Source organism: Pseudomonas sp. PF05 (assembly GCF_056521845.1).
This window is the reverse complement of record NZ_JBWLPW010000010.1, coordinates 240322-261116: the sequence shown is the minus strand read 5'-3', so window position 1 is coordinate 261116 and position 20795 is coordinate 240322. Positions and strand designations below refer to the sequence as shown.

Sequence of the window (20795 nt, the reverse complement as noted above, 5' to 3'; positions counted from 1 at the left end):
CGGCGGGCTCTGGAAAACTACAACACAACCTGAGTACACTCCAAACCTCGCCCCCACAGGCGACCCTGGATCAGCAGACAGGGCATCACTGAGCTGGCTAACCTGAACCCACTTTCAGAGGAGCCGGCCACCATGCCTGCGACCCGTACCTGGTTAAAAAATCCCCTCGCCATTTTCACAGCCAACGACCTCGATGCCCGTGGCGGCCTCGTCCTGCAGAACGGTGTGATCGTCGAACTGCTGAGCGCCGGCCAGCTACCCGCCCAGCCCTGTGACCATATCTTCGAAGCGAGCGAACATGTGATCCTGCCGGGGCTGATCAACACCCATCATCACTTCTACCAGACCCTGACCCGCGCCTGGGCGCCGGTGGTGAACCAGCCGTTGTTCCCCTGGCTGAAAACCCTCTACCCGGTATGGGCGCGGCTGACTCCGGAAAAACTTGCCCTGGCCAGCAAAGTGGCCTTGGCCGAGTTGCTGCTATCGGGCTGCACCACCGCGGCCGATCACCATTACCTGTTTCCACAAGGCCTGGAAAGTGCCATCGACGTGCAGGTACAGAGTGTTCGTGAACTGGGCATGCGCGCGATGCTGACCCGTGGCTCCATGAGCCTGGGCGAGGCCGACGGTGGCTTGCCGCCGCAGCAGACCGTGCAGCAGGGCCAGGTGATTCTCGACGACAGCCAGCGCTTGATCGCCGAGTACCACGAGCGCGGCGACGGCGCGCAGATCCAGATTGCCCTGGCGCCCTGCTCACCGTTTTCGGTCACGCCACAGATCATGAGCGCCAGCGCCGAGCTGGCGGAAAAGCTCGACGTACGCCTGCACACGCACCTGGCCGAAACCCTCGATGAAGAAGCGTTTTGCCTGCAACGCTTTGGCCTGCGCACCGTGGATTACCTGGACAGCGTCGGCTGGCTTGGCCCGCGTACCTGGCTGGCCCACGGCATTCATTTCAACCCGGATGAAATCGCCCGTCTCGGCGCCGCCGGCACCGGCATCTGTCACTGCCCAAGTTCGAACATGCGACTGGCTTCGGGCATTTGCCCGACCCTGGACCTGACCGCCGCGGGCGCTCCCGTGGGCCTGGGGGTAGACGGTTCGGCATCCAACGATGCCTCGAACATGATCCTCGAAACCCGACAGGCGCTGTACATCCAGCGCCTGCGCTACGGCGCGCAAGCGATCACCCCGGAGCGCGTGCTGGGCTGGGCGACCCAAGGCTCGGCGCAACTGCTCGGGCGCAGCGATATCGGCGAGCTGGCGGTGGGCAAGCAGGCCGACCTGGCGCTGTTCAAGCTCGACGAGCTGCGCTTCTCCGGCAGTCACGATCCAGTCTCGGCGCTGCTGCTGTGCGGCGCGGACCGGGCAGATCGGGTGATGATCGGTGGGCAATGGCGGGTCATCGACGGGCAGGTCGAGGGGTTGGATTTGAAAGGTTTGATTGCTGACCATAGCCAGGCGGCGCGGGAACTGATCGCCGGCACCTGACCCAACGCCATCGCGGGCAAGCCTTGCTCCCACAGGTCACAGAAAGTCTGTGGACACATGAATATCCGTGGGAGCAAGGCTTGCCCGCGACGCTCTTCTAGAGGCCCAGCAGGGACAACATGATGAACGTCGCAAACAACACAAAATGGGTCATGCCTTCGATAGCATTGGTTTCGCCATCGTTGAGGTTGATCGCGCTGACGATCAGGGTAATGAAGATCATCACCGTCTGCACCGGAGTCATTGCCATCTGGAACGGTTGGCCGGTATAGAGCGCCATGGCTTCCATCACCGGCACCGTGAGGATCACAGTCGATAGCGAAGCACCCAGCGCGATGTTCACCACCGACTGCATGCGATTGGCGAGGGCTGCGCGCAGGGCGGTGAGGATTTCCGGTGCGGCGGAGATGGCGGCCACCAGGATCGCCGTGACCACCGGCGGTGCCCCCGAGCCTTCCAGCCCCAGGTCGAGGGTCTTGGACATGACTTCGGCCAGGGCGCCGATCACCACCACGCCAAACACCAGTGCACCGATGGAAATCGTCAGGCTGGTGGGTTCCGGTTCGTTCCCCACCGGCTCTTTCTTGCGGCGTTTTTCCGGGTAGCTGTAGCTGAAGAAGTAACTGTGAGGCCCGACCTGCATGCGCAGGAACAAGGTGTACAACACAATCATCGCGCCGATGGTAAAAGCCGAATAGATTTTCCAGCTCTCGCGAGGAATGAACTCCGGCACCACCATCGACACGCCCATGGCGGTGAGAATCATCACGCTATAGGTGCGCGCCGAATCGTCGTTGTAAGCCTGCTCGCCATGCTTGATCCCGCCCATCAGCGCCGCGAGCCCGAGGATGCCGTTGATGTCGAGCATCACCGCCGAGTAGATCGTGTCCCGCACCAACGTCGACGACGCCTCGTTGCTCATCATGATCGCCAGGATCACCACTTCCACCAACACCGCCGACAAGGTCAGGATCATGGTGCCGTAAGGATCACCGACCTTTTCCGCCAGCAGTTCGGCGTGATGGGCCACGCGCATGGACGCCGCGACGATGAAACCGATCAGGACCAGGCCGCCGGCCAACGCCACCACCTGCCCGCTGCCCAGCAGCCAGTGCTCCAGCGGGTAGGCGATACACGCGGCGATCAGCGCCAGCAACAGCAGTTTTTCTTGCTTGAACAAAGTGAGCATCGCGAGCCTGTCACCGTGGGCGGGGTCATGAGTTACTGACTATAGGAGGCGCTGAACGTTTCGTTCGGTGTGATGCACCAGGGGGTGGCGTTTGCAGGCAGGGTGCACCTTTATTGTTCTCAAAGACCTCATCGCGGGCAAGCCTTGCTCCCACAGGTATTGCGTCGCACTTGTGAAGCAAGCTTGCCTTCCCATGAGGTTGGGCTGCCCCATCTGTCGGGGCAAGGCCTGATTCCACATGATTTGGCCTTGCACTTGTGGGAGCAAGGCTTGCCCGCGATGACGGCATCAAGGTGTCGAATATTTGTTGTCTTGTTGGTCAGCATTTTGCATTGATGCTGCACAGCCAACCTCACAACAAAATGGAGTTCGAGTTCATGCACAAACGCCCCTTGAAGAAGTTGCTTTGCGCCGTCGTCGCCGCCGTCGGCCTGGGCGCTGGCCTGAATGCCAGTGCCGCCGACCCGCTGAAGGTCGGTTTCGTCTACATCGGCCCGATCGGCGACCACGGCTGGACCTATCAGCATGAACAAGGGCGCAAGGAGCTGGCAGCGAAATTCGGCGAGCAGATCACCACCAACTACGTGGAAAACGTGCCGGAGGGCGCCGACGCCGAGCGGGTGATCCGCAACATGGCCAAGGACAAATACGACCTGATCTTTACCACCTCCTTCGGCTACATGAACCCGACGCTCAAGGTCGCCAAGCAATTTCCCAAGGTGATCTTCGAACACGCCACCGGCTACAAGCAGGACAAGAACATGGGCACGTACCTGGCTCGCACCTACGAGGGCCGCTACGTCGGTGGCTTCCTCGCGGCCAAGATGACCAAGACCAAGAAGATCGGCTACGTCGCCTCCTTCCCGATCCCGGAAGTCATCCGCGACATCAACGCCATCCAACTGGCCCTGAACAAGTACAACCCCGGCAGCGAGATCAAAGTGGTGTGGGTCAACTCCTGGTTCGACCCGGGCAAGGAAGCCGACGCTGCCAACGCGCTGATCGACCAGGGCGTGGACGTGGTGTTCCAGCACACCGACAGCCCGGCGCCGATCCAGGCTGCCGAGCGACGCGGCGTCTATGCGGTGGGCTACGCGTCGGACATGGCTCACTTCGGTCCCAAGGCGGTGCTGACGTCCATCGTCAATGACTGGGGCCCGCATTACATCCAGGCGACCCAGAGCGTGCTCGATCACAGCTGGAAATCCCAGGACTACTGGGGTGGCTTGAAGGAAGGCACGGTGAAACTGCCGATCAGCGACCTGGTGCCGGCAGCGGTCAAGGGCGAAGCCGAGCAGATCATCGCCGACATCAAGAGCGGCGCCTTCCACCCGTTCACCGGCCCGATCAAGGACCAGGCCGGCGTCGAGAAAATCCCGGCGGGCGTGAGCGCCACCAACGCGGAACTGGCCTCGATGAATTATTACGTCGAAGGCATGAAGGCTGAGATGCCCAAATAACCCTCAGGCTCAACACAACACCCAATGTGGGAGCGAGCTTGCTCGCGAAGACGGTGTATCAGTCGACATCAATGTTGAATGACACTCCGCCTTCGCGAGCAAGCCCGCTCCCACAGGGATCTCCATTTTTAAATCAGGAAAGCAGTATGAACAGCCTTCCCATTATCGACATCAGCCCGCTCTACGGCGATGAATCCGGCGCCTGGCAAGCCGTCGCCGAACAGATCGACCGCGCCTGCCGCGAATGGGGCTTTTTCTACATCAAGGGCCACTCCATCAGCCCGGCGCGCATCGCCGAGGTGCTGGACAGCGCCCAGCGTTTCTTCGCCCTGCCCGTCGAAGAAAAACTCAAGATCGACATCACCCAGACCCGCCACCACCGCGGCTATGGCGCCGTCGCCACCGAACAGCTGGACCCGACCAAGCCCAGCGACCTGAAGGAAACCTTCGACATGGGCCTGCACTTGCCGGCCGGTCACCCCGACGTGCTGGCGGAAAAACCCCTGCGTGGCCCCAACCGCCACCCCGACCTGATTGGCTGGGAAAGCTTGATGGAGCAGCACTACCGCGACATGCAGGCACTTGCCCAAACCCTGCTGCGGGCCATGACCCTGGCCCTGGGTATCGAGCGAGACTTTTTCGACACGCGCTTCAACGAACCGGTCAGCGTGCTACGCCTGATCCACTACCCGCCACGCCAAACCGCCAGTAGCGCCGAGCAGCAAGGTGCCGGTGCCCATACCGATTATGGATGCATCACCCTGCTCTACCAGGACGCCGCTGGTGGCCTGCAAGTGCGCAACGTCGACGGCCAATGGATCGACGCACCGCCCATCGACGGCACCTTCGTGGTCAACCTCGGTGACATGATGGCGCGCTGGAGCAACGACCGTTACCTGTCCACACCGCATCGGGTAATCAGCCCGCTGGGGGTGGACCGGTACTCGATGCCGTTCTTTGCCGAGCCGCACCCCGACACGTTGATCCAATGCCTGCCCGGTTGCCAGGATGACACCCACCCGCCAAAGTACCCAACCACTACCTGCGCCGAATTCCTGCTGTCGCGCTTCGCCGACACCTATGCTTACCGGCGTGAGCCACTCGCCGTGTAGTGGATCAGCCGGTCAGGTTTTACCCGACAAGGCAGCCAGCGCCTGTAGAATGCCCGCCATCGATTCACTGATGAGAAAAGACCATGTACGACTGGCTGAACGCCCTGCCCAAGGCTGAACTGCACCTGCACCTGGAAGGCTCGCTGGAGCCCGAACTGCTGTTCGCCCTGGCCGAACGCAACAAGATCGCCCTGCCGTGGAGCGACGTCGACACCCTGCGCAAGGCCTATGCCTTCAACAATCTGCAGGAATTCCTCGACCTGTATTACCAGGGCGCCGATGTGCTGCGCACCTCCCAGGACTTCTACGACCTGACCTGGGCCTACCTGTTGCGTTGCAAGGCGCAGAACGTGATCCACACCGAACCGTTCTTCGATCCGCAAACCCACACCGACCGTGGTATCCCGTTCGAAGTGGTGCTCAACGGCATCGCCGCCGCCCTCAAGGACGGTGAGCAGCAACTGGGCATCACCAGCGGCCTGATCCTGAGTTTCCTGCGCCACCTGAGCGAAGAACAAGCCCAGAAGACCCTCGACCAGGCGCTGCCGTTCCGCGAGGCCTTCGTGGCCGTGGGCCTGGACAGTTCGGAAATGGGTCATCCACCGAGCAAGTTCCAGCGCGTATTCGACCGCGCGCGCAACGAAGGCTTCCTGACCGTCGCCCACGCCGGCGAAGAAGGCCCGCCCGAGTACATCTGGGAAGCCCTGGACCTGTTGAAGATCCAGCGCATCGACCATGGTGTGCGAGCCATTGAAGATGAGCGACTGATGCAGCGGATCATCGACGAGCAGATTCCGTTGACCGTGTGCCCGCTGTCCAACACCAAGCTGTGTGTGTTCGACGACATGTCGCAGCACAACATCCTCGACATGCTCGAGCGCGGCGTGAAGGTGACGGTGAACTCCGATGACCCGGCGTACTTCGGCGGCTACGTCACCGAAAACTTCCATGCGCTGTACACCCACCTGGGCATGACCCAGGACCAGGCCAAGCGCCTGGCGCAGAACAGCCTGGATGCGCGGCTGGTAAAACCTTAAGCCCGACAATCCCCCGGTGGGAGCGGGCTTGCCCGCTCCCACCGGGGATCGTGTTTAATCGGCGACGCTCGCTTCGCTCAACTCCTCCAACGTCTTGCCCCGCGTCTCCATCCCGAACAACCAGACCACCCCCGCCGCCACGGCGAAGCACAACGCGCCCAGGGCGAACACGCCACCCTGGCCGGTGATGGGAAATACCAGACCGGTCACCAGCGGGCCGAGCAGCGAACCGACGCGACCGATCGCCGAAGCAAAGCCCGAACCGGTGGCCCGGGCCGAGGTGGGGTACAGTTCCGGCGTGTAGGTGTAGAGCACCGCCCACATACCGAACAGGAAAAACTGCATCAGCAAACCGGTGCTGATCAACAGCCCGACGTTGCCACCAAACACTGCGCTCTGCCCATACAGAAACGCCATCATCCCGCCGCCCAGCAGCGTGATGACGCACACCGGTTTGCGCCCCCAGCGTTCCACCAGCCAGGCCGCCATCAAGAAGCCGGGAATCCCGCCCAGGGAAATCAGCACGGTGTAATACACCGATTGGGTCACCGCGAACCCCGACTGCTGCAACAACGCACTGAGCCAGGATGTCAGGCCATAGAAACCGAGCAAGGCAAAGAACCAGACGCTCCAGATCATCATCGTGCGCTGGCGATACAGCGGTGACCAGATCTGCGCCAGGGCCGAAAAGAAATTGCCCGGCGTACTCTCAATCCTCGGCAGGCGAATCGGTTCCGGCAGGTCGCGACGCCCCAGCGAGGCGCGGACCTTGTCTTCGATTCGCTTGAGCACCGCGTCCGCTTCGTCCCCCCGACCGGCTTGTTCCAGCCAGCGTGGCGATTCGGGAATGAAGAAACGAATCGCCAGGACAAACACCGCCGGCACCGCCAGCACCAGAAAGATGTCGCGCCAGCCGACCACCGGCAGCAGGAAATACGACAGTATCCCGGCCGCCACGAAACCCAGCGGCCAGAACCCGTCCATCAAGGCGATGTAGCGGCCCCGACGCTTGGCCGGGATCAGCTCCGAGAGCATCGACTGGGCAATCGGAAACTCCATGCCCATGCCGATCCCCAGCAAGATGCGAAACAGCGTCAAGGTCTCGATGTCCTGGGCGGTGGAGCACAGGTAACTGGCAACGCCCCACAACACGATGCTCCACTGGAACACCGGCTTGCGCCCGAAACGATCGGCCAGCATGCCCGACAGCGATGCCCCCACCACCATGCCGAAGAAGCTGGAGCTGGCGAGCAAACCGGCCTGGGCGGTGCTCAGGCCGAACTCGGCTTTGATCGACCCCAACAGGAACGTCATCATCGCCAGGTCCATGGAGTCGAAGAAAAACGCCAGGGCGATAATGATGAAGATGACCCGGTGGTAACCGCTGATGGGTAACCGCTCCAATCGTTCCGCCGCGTTGTAGCCGTGAATGTCCATGCTGCCTCCCCAATCCGATAATTCCCCGGACCGAGTTTGCGCGAACCTTGCAGGCAGCTATTGCTGAATACGACCTGCCGACAGCCCTGAGCGACGCACCAGGAGCGTTCCCTATATCGCCATCTCAACCGCCTCCTGCCGGGCGAACCGGTGGATTTCCTGCTGGCCGAGCGTCGTCACCTGCAGGGCTCGCGAATCGTTGGGCAAGCTCAGCCAACCCGACTGCATGAACAGTTGCAACAGGGCTGCCCCCAGCGTGCCCCCCAAGTGTGGACGACGCTCGCTCCAGTCCGGGCAGGCGCAGGCGATGCGGGTGTTGCGATGGGCCAGGGCCTGGATGAACAAGCCACGCTCGGCCAACTGATTGGCGCCTTTGTGGGTGACGATCACCCGCTGTTCGAACTGCTCGATCCACCCGGCGTCCAGCAGGCGCTGGTACAGGTCCGCCGCCAGGGTTCCCCCCAGGTGATCGTCGCAAAGCCTGGCCCGCATCAACGAGGCAGGGGCCGACGGCGCCTTGGTCGGCAGGACCCGGCGCTTGAGGACGTCCGGAATCTGCCGCGGTGTACTGACCAGCGTCGCGCTGGCCAGCGCTTCGACGGCAGCGCCGATTTCAGGCGCTGCCAGGCGGAAAAACCGCTTGCGGCCCCGGGCTTCGACTTTCAACAGGCCTCCGGCGGACAAGCGCCCCAGGTGCGCATTGGCCGAGGACGGCGATAACCCGGCGAGCAACGCCAGCTCCTCGGCCTGCCGGGCCGTGCCGTCCATCAAGGCCCACATCATTGCGCTGCGCTTGGGGTCGGCCAGCAGCGTGGCGATCTGGCTGATGCAAGGTGCATGTTCCATGTATTCACTCCCTGTTGAATCATTCGTCTACTGCTCTGGCGCAGGCGGCCGCTAGTATAAGCGTGGCGATCGAGCTTTCCTGTCCTCCGGAAACCTTTGGAGGCGATTGTTCCTGAGGGAAAAGTCTCTATTTGCCCGCGACTAATGGCCGACTCCCGCCGAAAGTGGAAAACGAGCCGTCAACTCACCGCAGCGAGCCTGGAGCATGTCTCGCAAAAGGTTGATGGGCTTGCTCAATTGCGCCCGGTGGGCACACAGCAGATTGAGGGGTGCGCGTTCGCATTGCAGGTGCGGCAAGAGGATTTTCAAGCGCCCGGCCAGGACGTCGGTGGACACATCCAGCCACGATTTATAGGCAATCCCGACACCCGCCACCGCCCAGCGCCGCACCACATCGGCGTCGTCACTGAACCGGTCGCCACTGACGGTGAGGCTCATCTCCCGTTTGCCGTCATGAAAAGCCCATCGGTCATGAACCCGGCTGCCAAGCATGTACAACAGGCAGTTGTGCTGGGCCAGTTGTTCCAGTTGATGGGGTTCACCCTGGCGAGCCAGATAGTCCGGCGATGCGCACAACACCCGGCGGTTATCCCCGGCAATGGGCAGCGCGACCAGGCTCGAATCTTCCGGCTCGCCATAACGCAAGGCGATATCTACCGGCTGCTTGAACAGGTCGGCCATGCGATCGCCCAGCAGCAGCCGCACCGTCAGCCCGGGGTGCTCACGCTGGAACGCATCCAGCCAAGGCAGCAGCAGGTTGCGCCCCAAGTCCGACGGCGCGGACAACTGCAACACCCCGCTGACCTGGTCCTGGCCGCTGGTCAACAACCGCCGGCCTTCGTCAAGGCTGCTCAACGCGGCACGGGCATATTCGAGAAAGCCCTCGCCTTCGGCGGTCAGGCGCAAGCTACGGGTGGAGCGGGCCAACAGCCGCGCGCCGAGGTGCTGCTCGATCCGTTTCAACGCGGCACTGGCCACCGCCGCCGACAGGTCCATGGCCCTGGCCGCAGCCGAGAGACTGCCCAGGTCCGCCGCCCGGACAAACAACTGCAAGTCATCGAAGCGAAGCATGACGACTCCATTATCAAAAAATCATTGAAAGAGCCTGTTCTTTTAGCCGGTTTTATCTCGGCGATAAATAGCTAAACATGGCCGTCATCTCACTCACTTCACGGAGCCGCTTCATGAAAGCCATTGCCTACTACCACTCGTTGCCCATCACCGACCCGCAATCGCTCCAGGACATCGAGCTGCCGGAACCGGTCGCCGGTCCCAGGGACTTGTTGGTAGAGGTCAAGGCCATCTCGGTCAACCCGGTGGACACCAAGGTTCGCCAGAACGTCCAGCCCGAAGACGGCGCGGCCAAGGTGCTGGGCTGGGACGTGGCCGGCGTGGTCAAGGCGGTGGGCAGCGAGGTCACGTTGTTCAAGACCGGGGACAAGGTGTTCTACGCCGGCTCCATCGCCCGGGCCGGCGGCTACAGCGAGCGGCACGTAGTGGATGAGCGCATCGTCGGCCACATGCCCAAGACGCTTGGTTTCGCCGAAGCGGCGGCGCTGCCGCTGACGGCCATTACCGCCTGGGAGTTGTTGTTCGAGCGCCTGCAAATCCAGGAAGGCCAGGACGACCAGGGCCAAAGCCTGTTGATCGTCGGCGCCGCGGGCGGCGTGGGTTCGATCCTGACGCAACTGGCCCGCCAACTCACCGGGCTGAAGGTGATAGGCACCGCGTCCCGTGCACAGACCCAGGATTGGGTGCGCGGCCTGGGTGCCGACCTGGTGATCGACCACAGCCGGCCGTTGAGCGAAGTGTTGAAAGAAGCTGGGCAGTCTCAGGTAACCCACGTCGCCAGCCTGACCCAGACCGACCAGCACCTGGACCAGTTGGTCGAAGCCCTCGCGCCCCAGGGCAAACTGGCGCTGATCGACGATCCCAAGGCGTTGGACGTGACCAAGCTCAAGCGCAAGAGCCTGTCGCTGCATTGGGAACTCATGTACACCCGCTCGCTGTTCGAGACGGCCGACATGGTTGAACAGCACAAACTGCTCAACCGCGTGGCCGCCCTGATCGACACCGGCACGCTGAAGACCACGGTTGGCGAGCATTTCGGCACCATCAACGCCGAGAACCTGCGCCGCGCCCATGCCTTGCTGGAAAGCGGCAAGTCCAAGGGCAAGATTGTGCTCGAGGGCTTCTGACCCACGATATGGGCCTAGCGCTTGTGGGAGTAAAGCTTGCTCGCGATGGAGGCACCGCGGTTCTCTATAAGACCGCGTCACCATTTATCGCGAGCAAGCTTTGCTCCCACAAAAACCCATGCCGTCAGTCCGAGAATTGATCCTTGTCACAATTGCGATCACATTCAGGTCTACACTCGAGGCCTTTGCAACACAATCTTTTCGTGAGGAGGTCAGCAATGAAGATCCTGATAAAAGAAGTGGCAAAATCCCAATGGCAAGTGCGTCTTGACCAGCACGTCGTCACCTTCCGTACCGAGGCCGAAGCCCAAGCCTTCGCCAGCACCCTGCAAGCGCGGATCCTCGCCCCTCATCATTTCCCCGAACAACAGCAGCGCGCGGCCGGCTGAGTCAGCCCTCGCGACTGGCCTGGGCCAGGGCCCGGGCATTTTGCAGGCGACGGGTCAGCATCGCGGCGCTCACCACCAACAGCCCGCAAAGGCTGATGACCAGCGCCATTGGCACGGCGGTGCCGTCATGCAGCGCCGCCACCAACGCGGCGGCTCCGGCGGCCACGGAAAACTGCAAGCATCCCAGCATCGCCGAAGCACTGCCGGCCCGGGCGCCCTGCCCATTCATGGCGCAAGCCGAGGCGTTGGGAAGGATGCACCCCAGGCTGGCGATGCAGATAAACAGAGGGACCAGCAGCGGCCACAACTGCGCAGGTTGCAATGAACTGACGGCCAGCAGGCTCAGCCCCGCACCCAGGTAGACCCATACCGCGCGACTCAGCAGGAACGCTGGGCCGCGCTTGGACAGTAGCCGGGCGTTGACCTGGGCCACCAGGATGAAGCCCGCCGCGTTGGTGCCGAACAGCCAACCGAAGTGTTCGGCCGGAACACCGTAAAGCTTGATGAAGACGAACGGCGAACCGGCGATGTAGGCAAACATCCCGGCGATAGCGATGCCCCCCGTCAGCGCATGGCCGAGGTAGGCGGCGTCGGTCAATAAACGACCGTATTGGCGCAACGCCCCCGACAACGGTTGCCGAGGCACATGGTCCGGCAAGCTTTCCGGCAGCCACAAGGCCACCGCCGTCGACGCCAATGCGCTAAACACGGTCAGGGCAATGAAGATTGACTGCCAGCCATGCAGGTTCACCAGCAACCCGCCCAGCATCGGCGCGAGGATCGGCGCCAGGCCCATCACCAGCATCAACTGTGAAAACACCTTGGCCGAACCCACCGCGTCGCATTTGTCGCTGACCACCGCCCGGGAAATCACCATCCCGGCGCATCCACCCAGGGCCTGGACGAAGCGGGCGCCGATCAGCCATTCGAGGCTCGGCGCGTAGGCGCAGGCCAGGGATGCCAACGTGAACAAACCGACCCCGGTCAGCAATGGAATGCGCCGTCCGAAGCGATCCGCCACTGGCCCATAGGCCAGTTGCCCGATGGACAAGCCGAGAAAATAGGCCGCCAGGGTCAACTGGATGTGTTTTTCATCGGTGCCGAAGGCGGTGGCCATCGCCGGAAAGGCAGGCAGGTAGAAGTCGATCGCCAAGGGACCGAAAGCGCTCAAGGCGCCAAGAATCAGAATGGTACGGAAGTTCATCGGGCGTCCAGCTCAGGCGTCGTTCGACAGCCCGACAGTCTAGCCGTGCCGGGCGGTCTTGAACATTCCGGTAGGTCGCTAACGATTAAAAAACTTCAAGCAGAGCGGCCTCATAGCCCTCCTCCTTGATGGCCGCGAGCACGGCATCGGCCGGCAACGAACTCTGGACCTGGACAGTCTTGGCACCCAGGTCGATTTGCACATTGGCCCCCTGGTCCTTGGCCTTGACTGCCTGGGTGATGGCCTTGACGCAGTGACCGCAGGACATGCCCGGAACATTGAAAATTTGCATGAGATAACTCCTTGGGGTTGAGGTTGCCAGCAGTCTCAAGCTTGCCATCATGGCAAGGTCAAGTTCTGACGAAAACTGCCGGGCTGGCAATCGGCATCGCGCTCAGCCAAGCTGCACACATCAAGGATTAACACCGGAGGTTCAGCCATGCGCTGGTCAGCGTTCAGCCTGTTTTGCATGCTCGGTTTTTCAGCGGTGGCGCCCCAGGCATCGGCCGTCGGCGAAGACTACGGCGTGCTGATCATTTCTCGCGAGCGCCTGGAAGTGGCGACCAGTTGCGAAATCGGCATCTACATCCAGGATCAGCTCTCGGCCAGGCTGTTCCAGGAGCAAAGCACCTCGTTCAACCTGCCGCCGGGCCAGTTTTCCTTGCGCCTGAAATTGCTTCCGGGACAGGCACCGGGGTGCAATCCGGGCATGCTCGCGCCAGGGTCGCAGGACATCACGCTCAAGGCCGGTGACATTCTGAAGTTCCGCATCACCATGAATGAGCAAGGCATGTACCTCAAGCAGGCTGGGCTCGGTTACTGACACACCACTTGCACCGGTGGGCAAGCTTTGTGGGCAAGCCTTGCTCCCACAATTTGGATTGGCGCTTGACCTTGCCAACATGGCAAGGTTGATTCTGTAGTCATTCACTACAGGGAGCCTGACCGATGTCCGAATCCACCACATTCGATCTACCGATTGCCGGCATGACCTGCGCCAGCTGCGCCGGGCGGGTCGAGCGGGCCTTGAGCAAAGTCTCCGGCACGCGCGCCGTCAGTGTGAACCTGGCAACTGAACTGGCACGCGTGCAGGCCCCCGAAGGCAGCCTGCCGGCCTTGATGCAGGCCGTCGAACAGGCTGGCTATAGCGTCCCCGTACAAACCCTGGAGCTGAACATCGAAGGGATGACCTGCGCCTCCTGTGTCGGCCGGGTCGAACGCGCCCTGGGCAAGGTCGATGGTGTGAACAGCGTCAGCGTCAACCTTGCCAATGAGCGGGCCCACCTCGAACTGCTCGGCCAGGTGGAGCCACAAACCCTGATCGATGCGGTCAAGCGCGCCGGCTATGACGCCACTGTCTGGCAGGCCGAACAGCCCGCTGACATGCAGGCCAACCGTCTGAACCGTGAACGCCTGGTATTGGTGCTGGCGATTGTGCTGTCCGTGCCGCTGGTGCTGCCGATGCTGCTGCAGCCGTTCGGCGTGCATTGGATGCTCCCGGCCTGGGTGCAGTTCGCCCTGGCCACGCCCGTGCAATTCATCTTCGGTGCGCGCTTTTACGTCGCCGCCTTCAAGGCCGTGCGTGCCGGTGCCGGGAACATGGACCTGCTGGTGGCCCTGGGCACCAGCGCCGGCTACGGCCTGAGCCTTTATGAATGGGTGATCGCCCGTCCCGGTAGCATGCCGCACCTGTATTTCGAAGCCTCGGCCGTAGTGATTGCCCTGGTACTGCTGGGCAAATACCTGGAAAGCCGCGCCAAGCGACAAACCGCCAGCGCCATCCGCGCCCTTGAAGCCTTGCGCCCGGAACGGGCGATCCAGGTGGTCGATGGCCAGGAGCGGGACGTGGCCATCAGCGCCCTGCGCTTGAATGACCTGGTGCTGGTCAAGCCCGGCGAACGCTTCCCGGTGGACGGCGAAGTACTGGAAGGCCAGAGCCACGCCGACGAAGCGCTGATCAGCGGCGAAAGCCTGCCGGTGCCCAAGCAGCCCGGCGACAAAGTCACCGGCGGCGCCATCAATGGCGAAGGCCGGCTGCTGGTACGCACGCAAGCCCTAGGCACCGAGACCGTCCTGGCGCGCATCATCCGCCTGGTAGAAGACGCCCAGGCCGCCAAGGCCCCGATCCAGAAACTGGTGGATAAAGTCAGCCAGGTATTCGTACCGGTAGTACTGCTGCTGGCCCTGGCGACGTTGATCGGCTGGTGGATGTACGGTGCGCCGTTGGAAACCGCGCTGATCAACGCCGTCGCCGTACTGGTGATTGCCTGCCCCTGCGCCCTGGGCCTGGCGACGCCCACGGCGATCATGGCCGGCACCGGCGTGGCCGCTCGCCACGGGATTCTGATCAAGGACGCCGAGGCGCTGGAGCGCGCCCATGAAGTCGACACCGTGGTGTTCGACAAGACCGGCACCCTGACCTCCGGCACGCCGCGCATCGCCCACTTGACGGCCCTCGACGGTGATGAAGACGCGTTGCTGACAATGGCCGGCGCGCTGCAACGCGGCAGTGAGCACCCTCTGGCCAAAGCCGTGTTGGATACCTGCGCCGAGCGCGGCCTGGACGTGGCGGATGTCAGCGACAGCCAGTCCCTGGCTGGACGCGGTATCGCCGGCAGCCTCGACGGGCGTCGCCTGGCCCTGGGCAATCGACGCCTGCTGGATGAACTGGGCCTGGACCCCGGTTCGCTGGCCGAGTCGGCACAGGCCTGGGAAACCGAAGGCCGCACGTTGTCCTGGCTGATCGAACAAGGCACGACGCCTCGGGTGCTGGGCCTGTTCGCCTTCGGTGACACGCTCAAGCCCGGTGCCCTCGCCGCGGTACAGGCCTTGAATGAACAGCACATCGCCAGCCACTTGCTCACCGGCGACAACCAAGGTAGCGCCCGGGTGGTGGCCCAGGCGCTGGGGATCTCCAATGTCCATGCCGAGGTATTGCCAGCGGACAAATCCGCCATCGTCCAACAGTTGAAGCGCCATTCGGTGGTGGCGATGGTGGGCGATGGCATCAACGACGCACCCGCCCTGGCCGCCGCCGACATCGGCATTGCCATGGGCGGCGGCACCGACGTGGCGATGCATGCCGCAGGCATCACCCTCATGCGCGGCGATCCGCGACTGGTGCCGGCGGCGCTGGACATCAGCCGCAAGACCTACGCCAAGATCCGCCAGAACCTGTTCTGGGCGTTCGTCTATAACTTGATCGGCATCCCTCTGGCGGCGTTCGGTTTTCTCAACCCGGTGCTGGCCGGCGCGGCCATGGCGCTGTCGAGCGTCAGCGTGGTCAGCAATGCGTTACTGTTGAAGTTCTGGACACCCAAGCAGCTGGAGGACAAGCGATGAACATCGGCCAAGCGGCCCGCCAAAGCGGCCTGAGTGCGAAGATGATCCGCTATTACGAGTCCATCGGCCTGCTCAAGGCAGCCCATCGCACCGACAGCGGCTACCGGATCTACGGCGCCGATGACCTGCATACCCTGGCCTTTATCAAGCGCTCCCGGGACTTGGGGTTTTCCCTGGAAGAGGTCGGCAAACTGCTGACCCTCTGGCAAGACCGCCAACGCGCCAGCGCCGACGTCAAGGCCCTGGCCCGCCAGCACATCGAAGAGCTGAACCAGAAAATCCGCGAATTGGCCGAGCTGCGCGACACCCTGCAGGACCTGGTAGAGCACTGCCACGGCGACCACCGCCCGGATTGCCCGATCCTCAAGGAACTGGCGTCGGGGTGTTGCCAGAATTGATGCCCTGCGCCAATCCCCTGTGGGAGCGAGCAGGCTCGCTCCCACAGGGGACTGCGGTGGGCATGAGATTTTAGAGTGCCCACAAAAAACCGGCCAGGGCCTAATGCTGTTCACTTAAGGCTGTGGATCTTCAGTTTCGACCCATTGGGGTAAGGGTGTATATCCGTTACCGCAGAAATGGATATACACACCAACCCCAAAATCCCCCCAAAAAACGAAGCCAAAAAAACGGCGCCTTTCCATTTCTGAAAGAAGCGCCGTTTTTTCTAAGTGAACAGCATTACGGCCACTGGCCGGGTTTCTGTTCAACCGATCATTGCATCCATGGCGGCGGTGGCTCTTCGGTCTTGCCGGGTGGGGCATCGTCGGCGGCGCGGACGGCCTGGCGGCGTTCCTCGTCCAGGCGGGCGGCTTCGATTTCGCGCATGATCCCGCCGACATCCGCCAGCTCTTCCGGCTCGTCGAATTCGCCCGTCAGCACGCTGGCCGGGTGCAAGGTGCCGGCTTCATACAGCGCCCACATTTCCTTCGCGTACTTGGTGCGCCTGAGCTCCGGGGCAAACCGGCCAAAGTAGGACGCCATGTTGCCCACGTCCCGCTCCAGCATGCTGAAAGCATGGTTGTTACCCGCAGCATCCACGGCCTGCGGCAGGTCGATGATCACCGGTCCGGTTGGCGTGAGCAGGACGTTGAACTCCGACAGGTCGCCGTGCACCAGACCGGTACACAGCATCAGCACGATCTGGGAAATCAGAAACGCGTGGTATTCACGGGCCTGATCCGGCTCCAGCACCACATCGTTCAGACGCGGCGCGGCATCGCCATACTCGTCGGCCACCAGCTCCATCAGCAGCACGCCTTCAAGAAAGTCGTACGGCTTGGGCACGCGTACACCCGCGCCAGCCAAGCGGAACAGTGCCGCCACTTCAGCATTCTGCCAGGCGTCCTCGGTTTCCTTGCGCCCGAACTTCGAGCCCTTGGCCATCGCCCGGGCCTGACGGCTGTTGCGGACCTTGCGGCCTTCCTGATACTCGGCCGCCTGACGAAAACTTCGCTTGTTCGCCTCCTTGTAGACCTTCGCGCAACGTAGCTCGTTGCCGCAGCGCACCACATAAACAGCTGCTTCTTTACCACTCATGAGTGGGCGCAGCACCTCGTCGACCAGACCGTCCTCGATCAGGGGTTCAATGCGTTTTGGAGTCTTCATCAGCTTTTATTGTGGGTCCTTTATTACCAAACACGCGAATGACAGTCGTTATACGGCAATCTTTCCTCCACGGGGAGGGGTTGCCGACCTATGAACCTGTGATGCACACAATGTGCCGGATCAATCGACCGAGCCGAATCATAGCCGAGACCGGACCTGGCGTTGGCATCTCAATGCCCGGGCATTTGCGACAAGAGCTGACAGCCATGTCCACCGTCAGTTGCAGGCAAGTGCGACGACTCAATGCTTGAACAGCTCCCCCGGGGTAAACCCGAACATCCCCTTGAACGCCGCAATGAACGCGGACGTTGAATCATACCCACAGGACAACGCGGCGCTGGTGACGCTGTCGCCCTTCTCCAGCGACCCCAGGGACGACAACAGGCGCATGCGCTGGCGCCAGGCGCGGAAGCTCAGGCCGGTCTCGCGCTGGAACAGGCGCATCAGGGTTTTTTCCGAGGTGCCCAGGCGCTCAGCCCAGGCTTGCAGGGTGACGTTCTGCTCAGGCTGTTCGATCAATTCGTTACACAGCCCCAGCAGACGGGCATGTCGCGGCAGCGGCAGGGAGAATCCTACCTCCGGCAGGGTCGCCAGTTGGTCCAGCAGCACCTGCACCAGGCGTTCTTCCTGGGTATCACCCTGTGGATAATCGACCGGAAGCTGACAAAACACCTTGATCAACTCACGGGCCAGTGGCGTGACTTCCAGCACCCGACAGCGCTCATCGGCCCAGGGGCAGGCGTGGCGATGCACATACAGGCTGCGCATTTCCGCCCGGGTGGAGGTCACCACATGGTGTTCGAGGTCGGCCGGGATCCAGATGCCCCGTTGTGGCGGTGCAAAGAAGCTGCCCGCGGCGGTGTGTACACCGAGAACGCCACTGATAGCGTAGGAAAACTGCACCCAGTCATGACGATGGGCTTGCGTCCAGGAACCGGCGCTCAAGCTTTCGACACGGGCGTAGAGCGGCCTCGGCAATTGCGCCAGGTCGGGGATGCGGCGTTCGAGCTGCTGGTGTCCGTTAGGCGGCATTGATTGGCCTTATGTCGCAAGACGACTATTTGGGACGACGTTAGGCTAAGTCGACTTTTCTTACAACTTGCGGTGCCCTATGCACATCCTCAGACACCTCAAACGCATGGTGACCGACTGGTTCCTGTGCGGCATGTTGCTCGCCACACTGTTGGCGTACTTCTTTCCATCCTTTGGTGCCACGGGCGGTGCCATGCATGCCGAATGGGTGGTCAACATCGGCATTTTCGTAGTGTTCTTCCTGCACGGGGTCAACCTGTCCGGCGAACAGATCCGTCACGGTTTGAAGAACATCCGGCTGCACGTAATGGTGCAGGCGTTCACCTTTGGCGTGTTTCCGTTGCTCTGGCTGATCAGCCATTGGCTGGTCGGCAGCCACGTGCCAGCGCTGCTGATGCTGGGGTTCTTCTACCTGTGCGCCCTGCCCTCGACCATATCCTCCTCGGTGGCCCTGACCGGCAGTGCAAAAGGTAACGTGCCGGCGGCGATTCTCAACGCGAGCCTGTCCAGCGTACTGGGGATTTTCCTGACCCCGCTGCTGGTCAGTTTAGTGGTCGGCAGCGGCGCCGGTGGCATCGACCTCGGTTCGACCCTGCTCGACCTGTGCATGATGTTGCTGTTGCCACTGGTGCTGGGGCAGTTCCTGCGGCGTTGGCTGGCCGGCTTTTTCGGCAGGTACAAGCGCTACACCAGCATCATCGACAAGCTGGTGATCCTGCTGCTGGTCTACGCGGCGTTCTGCAACTCGATGGTGTCCGGCATCTGGCAACAGCAAGGCAACGGTGTGCTATTGAGCGCAGTGCTTGGCAGTGCCGTGCTGCTGGCGATCATCTTGTGGGCGACCACCCGCACCGCTCGCGTCCTGAAATTCAGCAGCGCCGATGAAGTGGCCGCGGTGTTCTGTGCCAGCAAGAAATCCCTCGCCGCCGGGGTGCCGATGGCGGCGTTGATTTTTGGCAACCATCCCGGCCTGGGGCTGATCCTGCTGCCGATCATGATCTATCACCCGCTGCAGTTGATCGTCTGCTCGGTCCTCGCCGAGCGCTACGCCAGTCATCACCGGGAACTGGCGTCCCGCCAGAACGGCGCCGTCCTCAGCGCTCGATAATCGCCGTCACGCCCTGGCCCGCTGCGGCGCAGATGGAAATCAAGCCGCGACCTCGCCCGGCGGCATCGAGCAACTTGGCGAGGTTGGCGACAATGCGCCCGCCCGTGGCGGCAAACGGGTGTCCGGCGGCCAGGGAACTGCCCTTGACGTTCAACCGACTGCGGTCGATGGCCCCCAGCGGCGCGTCGAGGCCCAGGCGGGTCTTGCAGTAGTCCGGGTCTTCCCAGGCCTTCAGTGTGCACAACACCTGGGCGGCGAAGGCTTCGTGGATCTCGTAGTAATCAAAGTCCTGCAAGGTCAAACCGTTGCGCGCCAGCAATCGCGGCACGGCGTAGACCGGGGCCATCAATAGCCCTTCGGCGCCATTGACGAAATCCACCGCGGCTGTTTCACCGTCGCGCAGGTACGCCAGGATCGGCAGCCCCCGGGCCTTGGCCCAGTCTTCACTGCCCAGCAGTACCAACGAAGCGCCATCGGTCAGTGGCGTGGAGTTGCCTGCGGTCATCGTGCCCTTGGCGCTTTTCTCGAAGGCTGGCTTGAGGGTGGCGAGTTTTTCCAGGGTCAGGTCCGGGCGCAGGTTGTTGTCCCGGGTCAGGCCAAGAAACGGTGTCATCAAGTCGTTCTGCCAACCTTCGGCATAAGACGCGGCCATTTTCTGATGGCTTTCCAGGGCCAACTGGTCTTGCGCCTCCCGGGGGATCTGCCAGGTCTGGGCCATCAATTCGCAGTGCTCACCCATGTTCAGACCGGTGCGCGGTTCGTTGATGCGCGGCAGGTCGGGGACGAGGTGCTGGGGACGCAGTTGCAGGAAGGTCTTGATCTTGTCGGCGGTGGTCTTGGCGCGATTGGCTTGCAGCAGGATTCTGCGCAGCCCTTCATTGACCGCGATCGGTGCGTCCGAGGTGGTGTCCACGCCGCCGGCAATGCCGCTGTCGATCTGGCCCAGGGCAATCTTGTTGGCCACCAGCAGCACCGTCTCCAGCCCGGTGCCACAGGCCTGCTGCACGTCATAGGCCGGCGTCATCGGTGACAGCCGCGAGCCGAGCACGCATTCGCGGGTCATGTTCATATCCCGGGAGTGCTTGAGCACCGCACCGGCAGCCACCTCGCCAATGTGCAAGCCGTGCAGGTTGTAGCGTTCGATCAGCCCCTCGAGGGCAGCCGTCAACATTGCCTGGTTGCTGGCGGTGGCATAGGGCCCGTTGGAGCGGGCGAACGGAATGCGGTTACCACCGATGATCGCGACGCGGCGTAGTTGTGTCATGAAGAACTCCCCTGTAGGTCTATGCACCGATAAAACTCAACTGTCCCCTGTGGGAGCACAGCTTGCTCGCGATGAACGATG

19 protein-coding genes are annotated in these 20795 nt (G+C 62.4%); 10 read left to right on the top strand and 9 right to left on the bottom strand.

Features of this window, described 5'->3' with window-relative positions; genetic code table 11:
- The first annotated feature begins 132 nt into the window (after positions 1-132).
- Complete coding sequence (locus AC09SL_RS18545; protein ID WP_058545038.1) at positions 133-1491, top strand: 8-oxoguanine deaminase; 1359 nt, start codon at positions 133-135, stop codon at positions 1489-1491.
- A gap of 97 nt (positions 1492-1588) precedes the next feature.
- On the opposite strand, the gene AC09SL_RS18540 is transcribed toward AC09SL_RS18545, so the two are convergent.
- Complete coding sequence (locus AC09SL_RS18540) at positions 1589-2680, bottom strand: calcium:cation antiporter (RefSeq protein WP_058545039.1); 1092 nt, start codon at positions 2678-2680, stop codon at positions 1589-1591.
- A gap of 377 nt (positions 2681-3057) precedes the next feature.
- Between AC09SL_RS18540 and AC09SL_RS18535 the strand changes: the two genes are divergently transcribed.
- The 3 genes from AC09SL_RS18535 (at position 3058) to AC09SL_RS18525 (ending at position 6289) form a co-directional block, all read left to right on the top strand.
- Positions 3058-4140: a BMP family ABC transporter substrate-binding protein gene (locus AC09SL_RS18535; RefSeq protein ID WP_064107025.1), complete on the top strand. Its 1083-nt coding sequence runs from the start codon at positions 3058-3060 to the stop codon at positions 4138-4140.
- 146 nt (positions 4141-4286) lie between these two features.
- Complete coding sequence (locus AC09SL_RS18530) at positions 4287-5252, top strand: 2-oxoglutarate and iron-dependent oxygenase domain-containing protein (protein WP_058543900.1); 966 nt, start codon at positions 4287-4289, stop codon at positions 5250-5252.
- A gap of 83 nt (positions 5253-5335) precedes the next feature.
- Complete coding sequence (locus tag AC09SL_RS18525) at positions 5336-6289, top strand: adenosine deaminase (protein WP_058543899.1); 954 nt, start codon at positions 5336-5338, stop codon at positions 6287-6289.
- Between the two features lie 54 nt (positions 6290-6343).
- Here AC09SL_RS18525 and AC09SL_RS18520 read toward each other — a convergent pair whose 3' ends face one another.
- From AC09SL_RS18520 to AC09SL_RS18510, 3 genes are all read right to left on the bottom strand, one after another.
- Entirely contained in the window at positions 6344-7726 is a 1383-nt protein-coding gene (locus AC09SL_RS18520; protein ID WP_058543898.1) for an MFS transporter, read from the bottom strand.
- A gap of 111 nt (positions 7727-7837) precedes the next feature.
- On the bottom strand, positions 7838-8572 hold the full coding sequence (locus AC09SL_RS18515) for an ArsR/SmtB family transcription factor (RefSeq protein ID WP_058543897.1): 735 nt from the start codon (positions 8570-8572) through the stop codon (positions 7838-7840).
- A gap of 141 nt (positions 8573-8713) precedes the next feature.
- Positions 8714-9643: a LysR family transcriptional regulator gene (locus AC09SL_RS18510; protein ID WP_058543896.1), complete on the bottom strand. Its 930-nt coding sequence runs from the start codon at positions 9641-9643 to the stop codon at positions 8714-8716.
- A 113-nt stretch (positions 9644-9756) separates the two neighbouring features.
- Here AC09SL_RS18510 and AC09SL_RS18505 point away from each other — a divergent pair, with 113 nt between their 5' ends.
- Entirely contained in the window at positions 9757-10770 is a 1014-nt protein-coding gene (locus AC09SL_RS18505; protein WP_058543895.1) for a zinc-binding alcohol dehydrogenase family protein, read from the top strand.
- Between the two features lie 218 nt (positions 10771-10988).
- Positions 10989-11159, top strand: coding sequence for a hypothetical protein (locus AC09SL_RS18500; protein WP_165826052.1), 171 nt, complete (start codon positions 10989-10991; stop codon positions 11157-11159).
- Between the two features lies 1 nt (position 11160).
- Here the strand turns inward: AC09SL_RS18500 and AC09SL_RS18495 are convergent, their stop codons facing one another.
- Positions 11161-12363: a multidrug effflux MFS transporter gene (locus AC09SL_RS18495; RefSeq protein WP_058543894.1), complete on the bottom strand. Its 1203-nt coding sequence runs from the start codon at positions 12361-12363 to the stop codon at positions 11161-11163.
- 85 nt (positions 12364-12448) lie between these two features.
- On the bottom strand, positions 12449-12655 hold the full coding sequence (locus AC09SL_RS18490; protein WP_058543893.1) for a heavy-metal-associated domain-containing protein: 207 nt from the start codon (positions 12653-12655) through the stop codon (positions 12449-12451).
- A 147-nt stretch (positions 12656-12802) separates the two neighbouring features.
- Here AC09SL_RS18490 and AC09SL_RS18485 point away from each other — a divergent pair, with 147 nt between their 5' ends.
- The 3 genes from AC09SL_RS18485 to cueR all read left to right on the top strand — a co-directional run bounded on the left by AC09SL_RS18485 (position 12803) and on the right by cueR (position 16103).
- Positions 12803-13186, top strand: a complete 384-nt coding sequence (locus AC09SL_RS18485) for a hypothetical protein (RefSeq protein ID WP_058543892.1) — start codon at positions 12803-12805, stop codon at positions 13184-13186.
- A gap of 125 nt (positions 13187-13311) precedes the next feature.
- Positions 13312-15705 carry a heavy metal translocating P-type ATPase gene (locus tag AC09SL_RS18480; protein ID WP_058543891.1) on the top strand — a complete coding sequence of 798 codons (2394 nt, stop codon included), beginning with the start codon at positions 13312-13314 and terminating at the stop codon, positions 15703-15705.
- Positions 15702-16103: a Cu(I)-responsive transcriptional regulator gene (gene cueR, locus AC09SL_RS18475; protein WP_058543890.1), complete on the top strand. Its 402-nt coding sequence runs from the start codon at positions 15702-15704 to the stop codon at positions 16101-16103. Before AC09SL_RS18480 ends, cueR begins: the two co-directional genes overlap by 4 nt.
- Positions 16104-16416: 313 nt before the next feature.
- Here the strand turns inward: cueR and AC09SL_RS18470 are convergent, their stop codons facing one another.
- Together AC09SL_RS18470 and AC09SL_RS18465 are read right to left on the bottom strand one after the other, a co-directional pair.
- A complete protein-coding gene (locus AC09SL_RS18470; RefSeq protein ID WP_058543889.1) occupies positions 16417-17310 on the bottom strand; it encodes a PA4780 family RIO1-like protein kinase in 894 nt (297 codons plus the stop codon).
- A 240-nt stretch (positions 17311-17550) separates the two neighbouring features.
- Positions 17551-18342: an AraC family transcriptional regulator gene (locus tag AC09SL_RS18465; RefSeq protein ID WP_058543888.1), complete on the bottom strand. Its 792-nt coding sequence runs from the start codon at positions 18340-18342 to the stop codon at positions 17551-17553.
- A 79-nt stretch (positions 18343-18421) separates the two neighbouring features.
- On the opposite strand from AC09SL_RS18465, the gene AC09SL_RS18460 reads away from it, so the two are divergent.
- Positions 18422-19450, top strand: coding sequence for a bile acid:sodium symporter family protein (locus AC09SL_RS18460; protein WP_058543887.1), 1029 nt, complete (start codon positions 18422-18424; stop codon positions 19448-19450).
- On the opposite strand, the gene AC09SL_RS18455 is transcribed toward AC09SL_RS18460, so the two are convergent.
- Positions 19437-20714, bottom strand: coding sequence for an acetyl-CoA C-acetyltransferase (locus AC09SL_RS18455; RefSeq protein WP_058543886.1), 1278 nt, complete (start codon positions 20712-20714; stop codon positions 19437-19439). The two genes, AC09SL_RS18460 and AC09SL_RS18455, sit on opposite strands and share 14 nt — an antisense overlap.
- Between the last annotated feature and the right edge of the window lie 81 nt (positions 20715-20795).

What these genes read in the sequence shown, in the direction of transcription:
- AC09SL_RS18525 (WP_058543899.1), top strand. Translation starts at nt 5,336, where the DNA reads ATGTACGACTGGCTGAACGCCCTGCCCAAGGCTGAACTGCACCTGCAC.
- AC09SL_RS18455 (WP_058543886.1), bottom strand. Translation starts at nt 20,714, where the DNA reads ATGACACAACTACGCCGCGTCGCGATCATCGGTGGTAACCGCATTCCG.
- AC09SL_RS18515 (WP_058543897.1), bottom strand. Translation starts at nt 8,572, where the DNA reads ATGGAACATGCACCTTGCATCAGCCAGATCGCCACGCTGCTGGCCGAC.
- AC09SL_RS18545 (WP_058545038.1), top strand. Translation starts at nt 133, where the DNA reads ATGCCTGCGACCCGTACCTGGTTAAAAAATCCCCTCGCCATTTTCACA.
- AC09SL_RS18540 (WP_058545039.1), bottom strand. Translation starts at nt 2,680, where the DNA reads ATGCTCACTTTGTTCAAGCAAGAAAAACTGCTGTTGCTGGCGCTGATC.
- AC09SL_RS18490 (WP_058543893.1), bottom strand. Translation starts at nt 12,655, where the DNA reads ATGCAAATTTTCAATGTTCCGGGCATGTCCTGCGGTCACTGCGTCAAG.
- AC09SL_RS18470 (WP_058543889.1), bottom strand. Translation starts at nt 17,310, where the DNA reads ATGAAGACTCCAAAACGCATTGAACCCCTGATCGAGGACGGTCTGGTC.
- AC09SL_RS18485 (WP_058543892.1), top strand. Translation starts at nt 12,803, where the DNA reads ATGCGCTGGTCAGCGTTCAGCCTGTTTTGCATGCTCGGTTTTTCAGCG.
- AC09SL_RS18465 (WP_058543888.1), bottom strand. Translation starts at nt 18,342, where the DNA reads ATGCCGCCTAACGGACACCAGCAGCTCGAACGCCGCATCCCCGACCTG.
- AC09SL_RS18505 (WP_058543895.1), top strand. Translation starts at nt 9,757, where the DNA reads ATGAAAGCCATTGCCTACTACCACTCGTTGCCCATCACCGACCCGCAA.
- AC09SL_RS18495 (WP_058543894.1), bottom strand. Translation starts at nt 12,363, where the DNA reads ATGAACTTCCGTACCATTCTGATTCTTGGCGCCTTGAGCGCTTTCGGT.
- AC09SL_RS18500 (WP_165826052.1), top strand. Translation starts at nt 10,989, where the DNA reads ATGAAGATCCTGATAAAAGAAGTGGCAAAATCCCAATGGCAAGTGCGT.
- AC09SL_RS18520 (WP_058543898.1), bottom strand. Translation starts at nt 7,726, where the DNA reads ATGGACATTCACGGCTACAACGCGGCGGAACGATTGGAGCGGTTACCC.
- AC09SL_RS18480 (WP_058543891.1), top strand. Translation starts at nt 13,312, where the DNA reads ATGTCCGAATCCACCACATTCGATCTACCGATTGCCGGCATGACCTGC.
- cueR (WP_058543890.1), top strand. Translation starts at nt 15,702, where the DNA reads ATGAACATCGGCCAAGCGGCCCGCCAAAGCGGCCTGAGTGCGAAGATG.
- AC09SL_RS18460 (WP_058543887.1), top strand. Translation starts at nt 18,422, where the DNA reads ATGCACATCCTCAGACACCTCAAACGCATGGTGACCGACTGGTTCCTG.
- AC09SL_RS18510 (WP_058543896.1), bottom strand. Translation starts at nt 9,643, where the DNA reads ATGCTTCGCTTCGATGACTTGCAGTTGTTTGTCCGGGCGGCGGACCTG.
- AC09SL_RS18530 (WP_058543900.1), top strand. Translation starts at nt 4,287, where the DNA reads ATGAACAGCCTTCCCATTATCGACATCAGCCCGCTCTACGGCGATGAA.
- AC09SL_RS18535 (WP_064107025.1), top strand. Translation starts at nt 3,058, where the DNA reads ATGCACAAACGCCCCTTGAAGAAGTTGCTTTGCGCCGTCGTCGCCGCC.